General features: G+C 41.0%; 13 protein-coding genes. All 13 read left to right on the forward strand.

The genetic code is table 11. The annotated features are described in order from the left end of the window. The first annotated feature begins 3 nt into the window (after window positions 1-3). The 13 genes from tamL (at window position 4) to LLW17_RS08585 (ending at window position 17,172) form a co-directional block, all read left to right on the forward strand. Complete coding sequence (gene tamL / locus LLW17_RS08525) at window positions 4-2,559, forward strand: translocation and assembly module lipoprotein TamL (RefSeq protein WP_228229833.1); 2,556 nt, start codon at window positions 4-6, stop codon at window positions 2,557-2,559. 65 nt (window positions 2,560-2,624) lie between these two features. Beyond that, window positions 2,625-3,692, forward strand: a complete 1,068-nt coding sequence (gene fbaA / locus LLW17_RS08530) for a class II fructose-bisphosphate aldolase (RefSeq protein WP_228229834.1) — start codon at window positions 2,625-2,627, stop codon at window positions 3,690-3,692. A gap of 119 nt (window positions 3,693-3,811) precedes the next feature. Further along, window positions 3,812-4,669: an acetyl-CoA carboxylase, carboxyltransferase subunit beta gene (gene accD, locus LLW17_RS08535; RefSeq protein WP_228229835.1), complete on the forward strand. Its 858-nt coding sequence runs from the start codon at window positions 3,812-3,814 to the stop codon at window positions 4,667-4,669. Between the two features lie 125 nt (window positions 4,670-4,794). Then, the gene (gene rpsO, locus LLW17_RS08540) at window positions 4,795-5,064 is read left to right on the forward strand and encodes a 30S ribosomal protein S15 (protein WP_228229836.1); all 270 of its coding nucleotides are present in this window, start codon (window positions 4,795-4,797) and stop codon (window positions 5,062-5,064) included. Between the two features lie 244 nt (window positions 5,065-5,308). Further along, window positions 5,309-7,537 (forward strand): polyribonucleotide nucleotidyltransferase, encoded by a 2,229-nt coding sequence (locus LLW17_RS08545; RefSeq protein WP_228229837.1) that lies wholly within the window; start codon window positions 5,309-5,311, stop codon window positions 7,535-7,537. A gap of 360 nt (window positions 7,538-7,897) precedes the next feature. Next, entirely contained in the window at window positions 7,898-8,704 is an 807-nt protein-coding gene (proC, locus tag LLW17_RS08550) for a pyrroline-5-carboxylate reductase (protein WP_228229838.1), read from the forward strand. A 1-nt stretch (window position 8,705) separates the two neighbouring features. Then, on the forward strand, window positions 8,706-9,485 hold the full coding sequence (proB, locus tag LLW17_RS08555; RefSeq protein WP_228229839.1) for a glutamate 5-kinase: 780 nt from the start codon (window positions 8,706-8,708) through the stop codon (window positions 9,483-9,485). Between the two features lie 36 nt (window positions 9,486-9,521). After that, window positions 9,522-10,721, forward strand: coding sequence for a glutamate-5-semialdehyde dehydrogenase (locus LLW17_RS08560; RefSeq protein WP_228229840.1), 1,200 nt, complete (start codon window positions 9,522-9,524; stop codon window positions 10,719-10,721). Between the two features lie 212 nt (window positions 10,722-10,933). After that, on the forward strand, window positions 10,934-13,666 hold the full coding sequence (locus LLW17_RS08565; protein WP_228229841.1) for a hybrid sensor histidine kinase/response regulator: 2,733 nt from the start codon (window positions 10,934-10,936) through the stop codon (window positions 13,664-13,666). A gap of 157 nt (window positions 13,667-13,823) precedes the next feature. Continuing rightward, complete coding sequence (locus tag LLW17_RS08570; RefSeq protein WP_099646131.1) at window positions 13,824-14,687, forward strand: sigma-70 family RNA polymerase sigma factor; 864 nt, start codon at window positions 13,824-13,826, stop codon at window positions 14,685-14,687. Window positions 14,688-14,863: 176 nt separating this feature from the next. Beyond that, a complete protein-coding gene (locus LLW17_RS08575; RefSeq protein ID WP_228229842.1) occupies window positions 14,864-15,274 on the forward strand; it encodes a BLUF domain-containing protein in 411 nt (136 codons plus the stop codon). A 26-nt stretch (window positions 15,275-15,300) separates the two neighbouring features. Further along, window positions 15,301-15,960: a ribulose-phosphate 3-epimerase gene (gene rpe / locus LLW17_RS08580; protein WP_228229843.1), complete on the forward strand. Its 660-nt coding sequence runs from the start codon at window positions 15,301-15,303 to the stop codon at window positions 15,958-15,960. 87 nt (window positions 15,961-16,047) lie between these two features. Continuing rightward, a complete protein-coding gene (locus tag LLW17_RS08585) occupies window positions 16,048-17,172 on the forward strand; it encodes a glycerate kinase (RefSeq protein ID WP_228229844.1) in 1,125 nt (374 codons plus the stop codon). Window position 17,173: the final 1 nt, after the last annotated feature.

The following is a 17,173-nucleotide window of genomic DNA, read 5'->3' on the forward strand; positions in this document are numbered from 1 at the left end:
CCCTTGCAACAAATTCCCGCAAAAATAGGATTTATATTCATTCTTCTGCTTCTTTTAGCAGGTTGCAACGCCGTTAAACGGGTTCCCGACGGGAAACTCCTGCTTACCGAAAATGAAATCATTGTAAACGACGAGCCCGAGGACTCCTACTCGATCAACAACATACCCTACCAGCAGCCCAATACCCGCCTGCCTTTGCTGGGTTCGCCCATACGTTTGCACATTTACAACTGGGCACGACCCAATATCGATTCGATCATGCAGGCCCGCTTTATTGAAAATGAAAACCGAAGGGAGTTTTACACCGCTTTGCTATCGCGAAAACAGCTCGATAAATACCTCGATTTTAGAGTTAATTTCAACAGGGCGATTAAAAACTTTGGCGAAGAACCCGCCATAATTTCTGAAAATCTGGCCAAAAGATCTGCAAACCGGCTAACCGAATATTATAACAGTAAAGGCTGGTTTCAGGCCGAAACCATTTATAAAATCAATAGCGACAGCATCGCAAAAAAAGGACAGATCGTTTACACCGTAAATACCGGTAGACCTTATTTTGTAGATTCGCTTAAAACCTTTATCAATTCTCCGGCGGCAGACTCGATCTACCAAAAGCACAGGAGAGAATCTCAAATAAAAATAGGCTCCCAGTACGAGCTCCTCGATATTAATGCAGAAACAGCCCGTCTTACAGACCTGATGCGTAACAATGGCCTGTTTTATTTTGACCGGGAATACATCAGTTTTATTGGAGACTCGGTAAACACCAATCACAAAGTAAACCTGGAGCTGTACATCAAAAACCGGGAAATTCGCAGCCGGGACTCGGTATATCAGGTTCCGTTAAAAGTACATCGCATCAGCCGGGTGAATGTGGTGACAGATTATGGCTTTTCATTACGCAACAACACCATTCAGGACAGTACTTCACTTAACGATTACCATCTTTACGCCTACGATAAAATACGCTACAAGCCAAGGTATCTTACCGATGCGATATTTATTGAGCCGGGAGATACCTATAGTGATGAGTCGCGTAACAAATCATTAATACGTTTGAGCCAGCTGGGAACCTTCCGGTATCCCGATCTGCGCTACTCTGAAGATCCCAACGATCCTGAAGGTACCGATCTCATTGCCAATGTGTACCTAACCCCGCTTCCCAAGTTCAATCTTAGGGCCGATTTTGATGTTTCGACTTCAAACATTCAGCGTTTTGGTATAGCAGGCGGGGGATCATTACGCATTCGTAATGTTTTAGGCGGAATGGAAACCCTGCAGATTTCGGGTCGTGCGAGTATAGGCGACTCGCGTACGGCGGCAGGAAGCAACAGCCCTGAGCTTTTTGACATCACCGAAATAGGCGCAGACGTGAGCCTTACGATTCCACGAATCTTTTTCCCCATTCGCACAGCTTTCATTACGCCCGAGATGTCACCCTCTACCAGTTTTACAACGGGTATTGGCATACAGCAAAACATAGGTCTTGACAAGCAAAACGTCACCGGTGGCATCAATTATAAATGGTCACCTTCAGCAAAACTCAATTACCGCTTTGACCTTTTTGACATACAGTACATACGCAATCTCAACGTGTCTAACTATTTCAGGGTTTATGAGAACTCCTATAATGAGCTGAACGATATCGCCCTGAATTACCCTGCCCAAACTCAGGATTACATCAATGAAAATGGTGATCTAACCATTCCCGATGGCAGCCTCGCATTCATCAACGACGTGAGAAACCGCAATCTTACGGTGACTAACTCCGAGTTTAATGATGTCGTAAATATTGAAGAGCGCAGAAGACGTCTTACAGAAGACAACCTCATCTTAGCGACATCCTTTACGTATTTTAAAAATACGCGAGAAACACTTTTTGACGATGAGTTCTCGAGTTTCAGGGCAAAACTGGAATTGGCCGGTAATACGCTTAGCGGACTAAGCGATTTAATAGGTTTACCTAAAAACGAGAATGGTTCATCCCGGGTTTTAGGAGTACGCTTCTCGCAATACGTTAAAACCGAACTGGACTTTATTAAACACTGGGATTTTGGCAACGACAACATTCTCGCAGTGAGAGCCTATGGCGGTATCGCTATCCCGTACGGAAACTCAAGCAGCATCCCGTTTATTCGCAGTTTTTTTGGTGGCGGGTCTAACGATAACCGCGCCTGGCAGGCATACCGTCTGGGACCGGGTAGCACAGACAGCCCTAACGATTTTAATGAGGCAAACATGAAGCTGGCCTTTAATGTGGAGCAGCGCTTTAAGATATTTGACGATTTAAAAGGGGCGGTATTTACCGATGTGGGAAACATCTGGAATGCTTTAGATAATGTTGACGACCCGCAGGCCACGTTTACAGGGCTCTCCAGTCTTCAGGATATAGCAGTCGGTACAGGTTTTGGCTTTAGATATGACTTTAGCTTTTTCGTAATTCGTTTCGATATAGGCTTTAAGACTTACGATCCTGCGCTACCTTTGGGCGAACGCTGGTTTAAAAACACCAACCTCAATAATGCCGTATTTAACGTAGGTATAAATTATCCTTTCTAAAATAGAATGGGATAACCCCTAATATTTTATTAATTTTGCACACTAATCTAAGAAACCAAAATTTTATGAGTCATACGATCAAACCGGGAGTTGCAACCGGAAAAGAAGTTCAGGCAATTTTTAAACACGCTAAAGAAAACGGTTATGCATTACCCGCGGTTAACGTAATCGGCTCTAACACCATCAACGGCGTATTAGAGACTGCAGCAAAATTAAATGCTCCTGTTATTCTTCAGTTTTCTAACGGAGGTGCGCAGTTTAATGCCGGTAAAGGTTATTCAAATAAAGACCAGCAGGCTGCCATTGCAGGAGGTATAGCCGGTGCATTACACGTACACGAAATGGCAAAACGCTATGGAGCAACGGTAATTTTACACACCGATCACTGTGCTAAAAATCTGCTTCCCTGGATTGATGGTTTGCTTGATGCTTCAGAAAAGCATTATAAAGAACATGGCCACTCCCTCTTCAGTTCACATATGATTGACCTGAGTGAAGAACCTATCGAAGAAAACATCGAGCTTTGTAAAAAATATCTGGAGCGCATGAGCAAGATGGAAATGACTCTTGAAATCGAACTCGGTATTACCGGTGGTGAAGAAGACGGTGTTGACAATTCAGATGTTGATGCTTCAAAATTATATACGCAGCCAGAAGAAGTAGCTTATGCTTATGAAGAGCTGAGCAAAGTGAGCGACCAGTTTACCATCGCTGCAGCTTTTGGTAACGTACACGGGGTTTATAAGCCCGGTAACGTTAAGCTTACGCCAAAAATCCTTAAGAATTCTCAGGAATATATTTCTGAAAAATACGGAGTGGCTAAAAACACCATTGACTTTGTATTCCACGGCGGAAGCGGTTCTACTGTTGAAGAAATTCGTGAAGCTATTGGATACGGTGTAATCAAAATGAATATCGATACCGATTTGCAATGGGCATTTACCGAAGGTATTCGTAAATACTTTGATGCCAATGCAGATTATTTGCAGGGGCAAATAGGTAACCCTTCCGGAGAAGATAGTCCTAATAAAAAATATTACGATCCTCGCGTCTGGTTACGCAAAGGGGAAGAATCATTCATCGCACGTCTTGAAAAAGCCTTTGAAGATCTTAACAACGTAAATACTTTATAATTTTCGCTTTGCGAAAAACTTAAAAAACCCCGGAGTTTTAAATTTCGGGGTTTTTCACCCTTACAATCTGCCTTAAAAGCAGGTAAACTCAAGGCTTACAAATTTAAAAGCACACATTTATGGCTTGGTTTAAACGGAAAGAAAAAGGTATACAAACGGCTACCGAAAATAAAAAAGACGTCCCTAAAGGTCTTTGGTACAAATCTCCCACCGGGAAAATTATCGACTCAGAAGAACTTGCAAAGAACTTTTATGTGAGTCCCGAGGATGATTATCACGTACGCATAGGCAGTGAAGAGTATTTTTCCATTCTTTTTGACGAAGGCAAGTACAAAGAACTTGATAAAAACCTTACATCAAAAGATCCCTTAAATTTTGAGGACACAAAAAAATATGTAGATCGTCTCAAAGAGGCCGAAAGCAAAACCGGTCTTAAAGATGCGGTACGCACGGCTGTAGGTAAAAGTATGGGCAAAGACCTGGTCGTGGCTGCAATGGATTTTAAATTTATTGGAGGTTCTATGGGTTCTGTTGTGGGCGAAAAAATTGCCCGTGCGGCAGATTATTCCCTTAAAAACAATGTGCCTTTACTCATTATTTCAAAATCTGGTGGTGCCCGTATGATGGAAGCTGCACTTTCGTTAATGCAGCTGGCCAAGACCTCTGCTAAACTGGCTCAACTGGCGGAAGCTAAAATACCGTACATCTCGTTATGTACAGACCCTACCACCGGTGGTACAACCGCTTCTTTTGCGATGCTGGGAGACATTAATATTTCAGAACCGGGAGCCTTAATAGGTTTTGCAGGACCACGTGTGGTTCGCGATACAACCGGACAGGAACTCCCTGAAGATTTTCAGACCGCAGAATTTTTAAAAGAACACGGCTTCCTTGATTTCATTGCGCATCGTAAAGAGCTGAAAGCAAAGGTTAACCTGTATCTTGATTTAATTTTAAATCAGCCTGTTAGAAATTAATAAAGCCCTGACAGCTTCAGTTTTTTTGCAGTAAAAAACCCCTTTACTTATCAAAATTAATTGTATCTTCGCCGGCTCAACAGGAAAAACCTGTTATACATAAAAACTATTTAAACAATATTGGCATGTATCTTACACAAGACAAAAAAGATGAAATTTTCAGCACCTACGGTAAAGACAAGAACGATACCGGTTCTGCTGAGGGACAGATTGCGTTGTTCACATTCCGCATCAACCACTTAACCGAACACTTAAAGAATAACCGTAAAGATTTTAATACTGAGCGTTCTTTGGTGAAATTAGTAGGTAAGCGTAGAGCATTACTAGACTATTTAACTAAGAAAGATATCAACAGATATCGTGCTATTATTAAAGAATTAGGTTTAAGAAAATAATTCTCATAAAGGGGCTGTTTTACAGCCCCTTTTATTTTTTCCTGTCCCGTCACACACAACAACAGGACAGCGTTAAAAAGCCGCTCAGGCGGTAAAGAAGTCCCGTAAGGGCAAAGAAAGCTATCCTTGGGTTTTTCATTGGTCAAACACTACACACAACACAACAGACCTTGCCTTTAACCTTGATGGTTAACGGCTTATGTTTAACCGCATCTCCTGGAGGTGCAGATGAAAAATCAAATTTATGATTCCAAAGACTTTTAAAGAGGTCATTGACCTTGGTGACGGTAGAGAAATTACTATCGAAACCGGAAAACTTGCAAAACAGGCCCACGGTTCTGTAGTTGTGCAATCTGGTAAATGCATGCTATTATGTACCGTAGTGTCTAATTACCAACAAAGCGATGTAGATTTTCTACCTTTAACTGTAGATTACCGCGAAAAATTTGCTGCAGCGGGTCGTTATCCCGGCGGTTTCTTTAAAAGAGAAGCACGTCCCAGCGATGGCGAGGTACTAACCATGCGTCTTGTTGACCGTGTGTTGCGTCCACTTTTCCCTAAAGATTATCACGCAGAAACTCAGGTAATGATTCAGCTGATGTCTCACGACGAGGAGGTTATGCCAGATGCTATGGCAGGTCTTGCCGCGTCTGCAGCCATTCAACTCTCTGATTTTCCTTTTGAGTGCCCTATTTCTGAGGTGCGCGTAGGTCATATTAACGGTGAATTTATCATCAACCCTTCACGCAAGCAATTGGAAGAATCTGATATCGATATGGTAATTGGCGCTTCAGCTGATTCTGTAATGATGGTTGAAGGCGAAATGAACGAAATTTCTGAAGAAGAAATGACCGAGGCTATCAAAGCCGCTCACGAAGCTATCAAAGTTCAGTGTGCTGCACAGGTACGTCTTGCGGAAGCATTTGGTAAAAAAGCAACACGTGAGTACGAGCCTGAGCGCGAAGATGCAGATCTTGAGAAAAAGGTGCGTGATTTGGTATACGACAAAGTATATGAAGTTGCTAAAGCCGGTTCTGCAAAACACGAACGCAGTGCTGCATTCCAACAAATTAAAGAAGAAGTAATCGCAACCTTCTCTGAAGAAGAGCTTGAAGATTTCGGTTCACTTGTTTCTAAATACTTCTATAAGGCCGAAAAAGCCGCAGTTAGAGACCTTACCCTTAACGACGGACTTCGTTTAGACGGTCGTAAAACTACAGAGATACGTCCTATTTGGTGCGAGGTAGATTATTTACCTTCAGTACACGGTTCGTCAATCTTTACCCGTGGGGAAACTCAGGCTCTTGCGACGGTAACTTTAGGTACCTCAAGAGAGGCCAACCAGATTGATATGCCTTCTTTTGAAGGAGAAGAAAAATTCTATCTGCATTACAACTTCCCTCCTTTCTCAACCGGTGAAGCCCGCCCAATTCGCGGAACTTCACGTCGTGAGGTAGGTCACGGTAACCTGGCACAGCGTGCTCTTAAAGGTATGATTCCTGCAGATTGCCCGTATACTGTACGTGTAGTTTCAGAAGTACTGGAATCTAACGGTTCATCTTCTATGGCAACCGTTTGTGCCGGTACTATGGCACTTATGGATGCCGGTGTTCAGCTTAAAAAACCGGTTTCCGGTATTGCTATGGGTCTTATTTCTGATGGAGACAGCGGTAAATACGCAGTACTTTCAGACATTTTAGGTGATGAAGACCACCTGGGAGATATGGACTTTAAAGTAACCGGTACGGTAGATGGTATTACCGCTTGCCAGATGGATATTAAAGTAAAAGGTCTTTCTTACGAAATTCTGGTAAAAGCCTTAAAACAGGCTCGTGAAGGTCGTTTACATATCCTTGAAAAACTTACTGATACCATTGCAGAGCCTCGCGAAGACGTAAAAGAATACGCTCCTAAAATGGTTACTACCCGCATTGCCAATGAATATATTGGTGCGCTTATAGGACCTGGAGGTAAAGTAATTCAGGAATTGCAAAAAGAAACCAAAACCACCATCGTTATCAACGAAGATCCGGTAACCGAAGAAGGTATCGTGGAAATTCTGGGTACCGGTCAGGAAGGTATCAATGCGGTTCTTGCTAAGATCGACTCGATCACTTTTAAACCTGTAGTAGGCAACAGCTACAAAGTAAAAGTTATCAAGATGCTTGATTTTGGTGCTGTGGTAGAATATTTGGATGCTCCGGGTAACGAAGTATTGTTACACGTATCTGAATTAGCCTGGGAACGTACTGAAAACGTAAGTGACGTGGTAAACATGGGTGACGTATTTGAAGTGAAATACTTCGGTCTCGACTCCAGAACTAAAAAGGAAAAAGTATCGCGTAAAGCCCTGCTCGAAAAACCGGAAGGTTATAAAGAGCGTGCTCCCCGCCCCGAGAATAAAGATCGCGGATCTCGTGATAATCGTGGCAGCCGGGATAACAACCGAAATAAAGACCGTAGAAGAGATTAATCTTTTGCACAATTTCATAGTTAAAGGAGCCGATTGGCTCCTTTTTTATGACTATACATTTCTGAAAATCACGCATTTATATTTTAAAATAATAAAACTTCATTCTAAATAGTAGATGTTGGTAAGCCAAATCAGGTCAATAACTGACATAACTACAGTTTTGCATACGGAAACTGTCAAAATCGCAATGTTGATTTTCTACTCTATTTTTAACATATCATTAGCAAAACTACCTCAAGCAACGCTATACAAGACCTAACAGCATATTCAGACTGTGAAAAAAAGTTCCTTGCCCAAATTTTTGAGTCTCGCATGATCCTTGCACTATACAGAGCGAACTAATTAATTAAAACTTATCTAATGAAAGTATTAGTATTGGGTGCAGGCAACATGGGACTCACGTACGCTGAAGGTATGGCTTCATCGCCATTTTTAGGAAAACGTAAGCTCATGATTTTTGATGTCTCCCCACAAAAAACAGAAGCCTTATCAACCATGGCGCAGTTTGATGCCTATGATAGTGTAGAAGATTGTGTTCCAAAGGCAGACGTTATATTTTTGGCTGTTAAGCCTTATCATAAAGAGTCGCTTTTTGAATCTATAAAACCCTATGTTAATCAGGAGCAGGTTTTTGTTTCATTGATGGCCGGGGTAACTATAAAAACCATTCAGGATGGTTTAGACATTAAGAAAGTAATACGTACAATGCCAAATTTACCTGCGAAAGTAGGAAAAGGTGTGACTTCTTTTACCGAATCTGAAGAAGTAAGTCGTATTGAATTACTTACCGTACGCAGTCTTCTGGACACCACAGGTGCTTCAATACATGTGGAAACCGAAAATTTTATTGATGCATCAACCGGAATTTCGGGAAGTGGACCCGCATACATCTTTTACTTCATGCAATCCATGCTTGAAGCTGCTTTAAAAATGGGCTTTTCAAGCAACGATTCTAAAGTATTGGTATCGCAAACTTTTGAAGGGGCAGTTGCATTATTTAATGATTCTGACCTTTCACCGGAAACCTGGATGGATCGGGTTGCATCTAAAGGAGGTACAACACGTGCTGCTTTAGATTCAATGGAAGATAATAACGTAAAAGAATTAATTAAAGAAGCTGCCTATGCAGCATTTAACCGTGCAACCGAACTCGGTAAAGAAAAATAAAATGGAAACAAGAAAACGCGTAGTTATAAAAGTAGGAACTAACGTAATGACGAACAGGAACAACAGAATCGTTGGCCCTGTACTTCACGAACTCGTAAGACAAATTGCAGAATTGTATGAAAAGGGATATCAGCCCGTACTGGTATCTTCAGGTTCTGCGATTGCAGGTAAAGAGGTATTGGGAGAATGCAGTTCTGATGATCCTTCAACTCGAAGACAGATATTTTCTTCGGTAGGACAACCGCGTATGATGCGCCATTACTATACTTTATTCAACAGTTTTGGTATGCATTGCGCACAGCTTTTAGCAACCAAAAGAGATTTTGCTCCGGGAAAACACCGGGAAAATATGATCAATTGCTATGAAGGTTTGTTAGAAGAAGGTATTGTACCCATCGCAAATGAAGATGATGCCGTATCATTAACGATGTCTATGTTTACAGACAATGATGAACTAGCCAGCCTGGTGGCCGAATTAATTGACGCAGACGCGCTGATACTTCTTACAGACACAGATGGTTTGTACACAGGACACCCTGATGACGATAATTCTGAAAAAATAAGCAGAGTACATCCTGAGCAAAATGTTGAAAAATACGTTCAGGAAAATAGAAAAGCTGAAGGTGAAGGCCGCGGCGGTATGAAATCTAAATTGAAGATTGCCAAAGAGACCGCCCGGAAAAATATCACCTGTTATATAGCAAATGGTAAACGACCTAATGTCATTATCGATTTGCTTGAAGGAAAAGAGATTGGTACAAAATTCTCAGAGACCAGATAAAATCTTTGGCTGAAACTAATCTTAAAAAATAAAAATATGCAATTACTAAATACAGATATAAAAAATAAAGTACTCGACTCGATGATCAGCATTATAGATCAGCGACGAGACGAAATACTAGAAGCCAATAAGAAAGATCTTGAAGCCTTTAATCGTGATGATCAGGCGCTTTATGATCGTCTGGTGGTAAACGACAAGAAAATCGCTGGAATGATTCAGGCGATACAGGAGGTACGTAATCAGGATGATCCGGTAAGTCAGGAAATATCTAATGTAACTTTAGATAGCGGGTTGAATATTATCAACAAAACGGCTCCTTTCGGAACCATATTGATAATTTATGAATCCAGACCTGATGTAACCATAGAAGCCGCCGTACTGGCATTTAAAGCAAATAACAAGATTTTACTTAAAGGCGGGAAAGAGGCCTATAATAGTAATATAGTTCTTGTAGATTGCTGGAAACAGGCGCTTCGCGAAAATAATCTGAGCGAAGATTGGATTACCATGTTACAACTCAACAGGGAAGAAACTCAGGAATTCCTGAGAAATCCCGATCAGCCCCTCGACCTTATCGTACCACGCGGTGGAGAAAGATTGATTGCCTTTGTGAAACAACACGCTCAATGCGCGGTTCTTGTAAGTGGTAGAGGAAATAATTTCCTATATGTACATCCCGAAGCTGACTGGAAAAAAACAGTGGAAGTGATCATAAATGCAAAAACCGATAAAATTTCCGGTTGTAATGCTTTGGATAAAGTTTTAGTAGATAAAAACTTACCAAATTACGAGTCACGTATTAAAGAATTGAAAGATATTCTCGAAAGCAAAGGTGTTGAAGTTTTGGCAGATCCTAAATCTAAAGAAGTACTCAGCACAACCAGTGTGATCCCTAACGAAGATACCTGGTATGAAGAATTTTTGGCAATGAAAATTGTATTGGGTGCTGTAGAAAGTATGGATGAAGCCATAACCAAAATCAACACCTATAGTGGTGGTCATTCGAGCGCCATTTTAACAGAAAATGCCAGTGTAGCCCAGATATTTATGGAAAATATAGACACGGCAGCGGTGTACCACAACGCCTCAACGCGATTTACGGATGGTGGGCAAATGGGCGTAGGTGCCGAACTGGCTATTAGTACAGACAAGTTGCACCACAGAGGTCCGCTTGGTTTAAAGCAACTGGTGACAAATAAGTATTATGTATATGGTAATGGCCACGTACGGGTATAATTTTTAAATATATCTAATATATTATTCAGGATAAAATCCTGAGATAAAATGAAAGAGTCTGATGCTGTCAGGCTCTTTTTGCGTTATATACACCACATTATCTTACGTAATACATTAAAAAATAAGGTTTTACAGTTTTTTCTTACAGTTCAAAACTTGTATCATCGTTAAAATTGATTATTTTTACCGATATAGATTTTCCCCAGACTTCAATGAGTACATTTATAGATAGACTATTTAGCCATAGGGTTAAAAGTATAAACCAGGAGTTTTCTGAGGAAAGCTTGCAAACCGATTTTCTGGGCTATCTTATGTCATTGGGTTCTGAAAGCGCCAGACTGATAATTATTAGATCTAAAATTGAGAATTTTCAGCTTCCGGAAGAAAGTTACCTGAAGAATTTATGCAAGCTTCAGTTTTATCTGGAACTAGAGCGCTATCTGCTTATTTACGATTCCAGATACATCAGTACAGAAGAAAAGCTTCGCGCAGAAATCCGATTTAAATTTCCGGAGATTGGAGAATCTGATGCCTTCGTTCCTCTTTTTAGAAAAGGGAAGGCACAGGAAATAAGTATAGTCCAGCTCTACATTCTTACCATTCTAAAAAAATTCAGGGACGAAGACCCCGATCGCGATGCCACAAAGCGCCGTATTGAACAACTAAGCATCAAATTGCATCAGGATCAATCGGCTATGAGTCTTGTAGAGCAAATTAATTGCTTTAGGCGTACCAAAGAAGACGCGGCGGCCATACATCAGGAGTTTGGTGCTACTTTTGGACAGGACTTTGTAGATTCGGTTTTTGCCGAAACACAAAATGAATTCAACAATTATTTTGAGCGTGTTGATGCCGTAAGCTGCCTTACAGATATCATGCCTGAACTTTTTTCGTCTTTATTAAAAGAGACCAATACTTCTCAGATTATTTTCCCCACGATGAGTGAGGAGCGATCAGATGTGATACCTCAGGAGCAAACCAAACAACCCTTGATAAGTCAGGACGAAGTGCTTGAAAATCTCCTGGATGGATACCTTCTTTTTGATGAGTATGGTACTATTTTGAATTGTAATACACGCGGTGCCAAAATATTTGAGCTTTCAAAACCGGAAATTCTTAAGCGAGATCTGTTTGAACTTTTCCCGGAATATGTTGCTCAAACGATAAAGGACGACATAAAACAGCTCTACGAGAACACCAAAAAAAGTGTAATAGGCCGTCGTATAGAGATTGATTTGATTAGTAAAAATGGTAAGAAAGAGACTTACGAGGTTTCTGCCAGTAATAACTATACCAGTCCTTTAGAAACCTTTACGCTGTTACTGCGCAACATTTCAAAACGCCAGGACACACTCAAAGCCCGTATAAGTGCAGAGAAAGCGGCAGAAGCCAAATCTACCTTTCTCTCCAATATGAGCCACGAGATACGCACGCCGCTTAACGTGATTCTGGGACTTTCTGAAATAATTTCAAAAAACGGCACTGAAGATCCCGGGGTACTGAAGAAAAATATTGACGGTATTGCATTTTCGGCTAAAAACCTGCTTTCTATTGTTAATGATATTCTCGACTTTTCGAAGATTGAAGCCGGTAAATTATCCCTTCAATCTATAGACTTTAACCTGCGCGAGGTTGTTTACAATCTGGCAAATGGTTTTGAAATCAAAGCTCGCGAAAAGGGGCTAACACTATCGGCTCATATTGATGAGGAAGTGCCCGATGTGGTTGTGGGCGATCAATTTAGGCTTAACCAGATTCTTACCAACCTCATTGGTAACGCTATAAAATTTACAAACAAGGGCTCGATTACTTTGGAAGTTAAACTTGAAAGTAAAAACGACGAGGAACTTCGGCTTAATTTTAAGGTTACAGACACCGGGATAGGCATCCCGGAAGAAAAAATGCAAACGATTTTCGATAGTTTTTATCAGGTTGAAAGTCCGGAAAATGCCAAAATAAATGGTACGGGACTTGGCCTGGCAATTACCAAAGAACTAATCAATCTTAAAAAAGGTGAACTCCACGCGAAGAGTAAACTGGGTAAGGGTTCAGAATTTTATTTCAGCGTTAGCTTTAAGACAAGTAAATTAAAAACACTTAAAAACAGTCCTCAACAAAATAGTGCGAAAAATAAATCTGTTGAGGGTCTCAAAGTCTTGGTTGCAGAAGATAACAGGATGAATCAGTTTTACATCACTCAACTTTTACAGGGTCTGGGTGTTGAAGTTGACATCGCAGAGAATGGTCAGGAAGCCGTAAGCATACATCAAAGCGGAAAAAAAGAATATGATCTTATTCTTATGGATATGCACATGCCGGTGATGAACGGTTTGGAGGCCATTTCACACATCAGACAATCCAACAAGGACGCGATTAAAAAAGTACCTATAGTAGCCTGCTCGGCAGACGTATTTCCCGAGTCGCGCAAGAAAGCCATTAACGCCGGTATTGATTTTTATCTTACAAAACCCCTCAAGGAAGAGGCCTTAAAAGAGGTTCTATTCTGGCTGGTTGATGAAAATAAGGATATTGACCTGGAGTCTGTCACGGTCGCTCCTTCTCCAGATTCGGAATTATCAGAAAAATCGAAGTCTGTAGACATCGCAAATTTGCTGGAGATTTTTGATAACGACAGGGAATTTGTGATTGCACTTTTAGAGGTTTTTATTAAAGAAACCCCCGATGACTTAAAGAGTTTGCGTAAATGTGCAGAACAGGAATACTACCTGCAAGCCAGTACGGTCGCTCATAAAATGAAGTCGAGCTTTATGAATCTGGGAATGACCAGACACGGGTATCATTTGCAGCAAATAGAAAGTCTTATAAAGAGTGAGGCTACCTTAGAAGAAGCTAAAATGCATTTAAGGACTTTTGAAGATTTATACACCAAGGCGCTAACCGAGGTAAACATGAAACTTATAGAGCTCAAAACCAAAAAGAAATAAATCAACAAGCCGCTGATTTTCAGAATCATAACAAAATATCAATACAAATCACATCAGGGTCTGTTAAATTTTTCTAAAAAAAATCACATTCCGTTGTAACCTTTTCTCTACTTGTTACGTATAATAGGTATAATGCTCAATTAATACGTAAACGTCAATGAGACAACTCAAGATTACTAAACAGGTTACCAACAGGGAAACCGCTTCTTTAGACAAGTACCTTCAGGAAATAGGGAAAGTAGATCTTATTACAGCCGAAGACGAGGTAGAACTCGCTCAGCGCATCAAGGCCGGTGATCAACGTGCATTAGAAAAACTGACCAAAGCTAACTTGCGATTTGTGGTTTCGGTTGCTAAACAATACCAAAATCAGGGTTTAACACTTCCCGATCTTATCAACGAAGGAAACCTGGGCTTGATTAAAGCTGCCAGACGTTTTGATGAGACCCGAGGTTTCAAATTTATTTCCTATGCAGTTTGGTGGATTAGACAATCTATACTTCAGGCTTTAGCAGAGCAATCCCGTATTGTTAGGCTTCCGCTCAATAAAATTGGTTCGATCAACAAAATCAATAAAACCTATGCGTTTTTAGAGCAGGCCAATCAAAGACCTCCAAGTCCGGAAGAGATTGCAAAAGAATTGGACATGACCATCAACGATGTTAAGGAGTCTTTGAAAAATGCCGGCAGACACGTGAGTATGGATGCGCCGCTTATCGATGGGGAAGATTCTAACCTGTATGACGTTTTACGTTCGGGCGAATCTCCAAATCCTGATCGCGAACTCATAACAGAGTCACTGCGTACCGAAATTGAACGTGCCCTGGAAACCTTAACTCCTCGTGAAGCTGATGTAGTGCGCCTTTATTTTGGTTTAGGCAATCAACAACCTATGACTCTTGAAGAAATAGGAGAGACTTTTGAGCTTACCCGCGAGCGTGTGCGTCAGATTAAAGAAAAAGCTATACGTCGTTTGAAGCATACCTCACGAAGTAAAATCCTAAAAACCTACCTGGGATAGGCGTTTTTTACAAGAATTCGTTAAAAGTAAGGAGATAAGCAGGTTTTTTACTAAATTGCCAGCATCTCCAAGAAAATATTTAAAGCAACAACAGTTCATCATAACTGTTCGTTTTTTGATTGATGAATGAATCCCCGGCTGATTACCGGGGATTTTTTATTTCATACTTTTATCTTATGTTTTATTATTTAATTTACCTCAGCGATTCTTCTAACCTGACTAAGCAGGATGCTATTCAGGATATTTTAGACCATGTAGCAGATTGGAATAAAGAGCTCGATATTTCAGGATTTTTAGTTTACCGGGATGGGAATTTTCTACAGCTTCTGGAAGGAAATAAAAATGAAGTTCTCACATTATTCAATAAAATAAAGAGAGATCCCAGACATAAGAATGTTACCAAAATATTGGAGGATGAATCTGAAAACCGAATTTTTAGCGATTATGAATCCGGCTTTCTTGTTCCAAAAAACAAACTCGTCAGAGACAAACTAAATAATTATCTTTTAAATCTGAAACTTTTAGAAAATCCAAAAATCAATTCGACCCTTTCTATTTTAGAGAATATTTTGACCAAAATGTATTAACCTCTTCTCTAGCAAAAAAATATTACATGAAACCTACATACCTTGCTCCCTCCCTTCTAGCCGCAGATTTTGCAAACCTTGAACGTGATATTAAAATGGTTAATGCCAGCGATGCAGACTGGTTTCATGTAGATATTATGGATGGTGTTTTTGTACCGAATATCTCATTTGGGATGCCGGTAGTACAGGCCATCACCCGTCACGCCACCAAGGTCATGGATGTTCACCTGATGATTGTAGATCCTGATCGTTATATACAGGCCTTTGCAGATCTGGGAGCTACTCACCTTACCGTACATTACGAGGCGTGCACGCATTTACACAGAACCCTTCAGGCGATAAAAGCTGCAGGTATGAAGGCAGGTGTTGCCCTTAACCCACACACTCCGGTAGACTTACTCAAAGACATTATACATGATATTGACATTGTCATTATAATGAGCGTCAATCCCGGTTTTGGAGGTCAAAGCTTTATAGAGAATACCTACAAAAAAATACGGGCCCTTAAAGAAATCATCATCACGCATAATGCCCCTACCCTAATTGAGATTGACGGCGGCGTGACCGATCAAAATGCAAACAAACTCATAGATTGTGGTGCTGATGTACTGGTGGCCGGAAGCTTTGTTTTTAAAGCCAAAAACCCAACCGAAACCATAGCTGAATTGAAAAAGCTCATGGGCTAAATCTAAAGCCTTACCCGGTTCAAGAGGCCGACAGGATTTCAGAATTAACAAATTAAGATTAACTTACTTAATCTTAAATCGTTTCCATTGAAAATCCTAATCGCACCAGACTCGTTCAAAGAAAGTTTACAGGCCACACAAGTTGCTGAAGCTATTGCTGAAGGAATCAAAACCTCGATACCTGATGCAATTTGCAAACTCCTGCCCTTTTCTGACGGTGGCGAAGGTGCTTTTGAAGTACTTGAGGCGCTTAATCTGGGGGCATTGGTAAACACCACCACTTACGACCCTTTGGGAAGAATTATTGAAGCTCCTTATTTTGCATTTACAGATAACAAAACAGCCTGGATCGAACTTTCACAGGCTTCGGGTCTGGCACTTCTTAAAAACCACGAGCAAAACCCACTTAACACTTCAACTTTCGGAACCGGAATCCAGATTAAAAAAGCAATTGAAGCCGGTCTACATAATATTATTCTGGGCATAGGCGGTAGTGCCACGCACGATGTCGCCACCGGAATTTTCACTGCTTTGGGCGGAAGGCTTTTAGATGCCGGGGGCCATGAACTTAAAGCAGATGGTGCATCACTTCAAAATTGCAAATCCCTTGATTTCAGCCAACTCATACCGGAATTACAAAAAACCCATTTCACCATTGCCTGCGATGTGATCAACCCGCTTACCGGTCCCAACGGTGCTGCACATACCTATGCTGCTCAAAAGGGCGCTCATGCTGCAATGATTGAGCAGTTGGAAAAAGCCACACGTTCCTTTTCAAAATTGCTGGAAGTCAAAACACAAAAAGATATTGTAAACCAGGAAGGTGCCGGTGCTGCCGGAGGCACTGCGGCCGGTATGCTGGCTTTTACCAATGCCCGCCTCAAAAACGGCTTTGATATCCTGGCTGAACTTACCAATCTGGAAGAACGTATTCAGACCGCTGATTTGATTATAACCGGAGAGGGCCGTACCGATGACCAGAGCAGATTTGGAAAAGTTCCCTTTAAAATCGCCAACCTTGCTAAAAAACACAATAAACCGGTACTGCTCTATTCCGGTGGGATCACAGCAAATCCTCATATTCTCAGCAACTCAGGTTTTACAGCCACCTTTGCTCTGAAAACCCCGGAAATGTCACTGGATTTTGCCAAGCAAAATGCCTTTAAATTGCTTGCGCAAAAAGTGACTGATACCATTAAACAATTCATTTGAT

The organism is Leeuwenhoekiella parthenopeia, from assembly GCF_020782115.1.
GTDB classification, from domain to species: domain Bacteria; phylum Bacteroidota; class Bacteroidia; order Flavobacteriales; family Flavobacteriaceae; genus Leeuwenhoekiella; species Leeuwenhoekiella parthenopeia.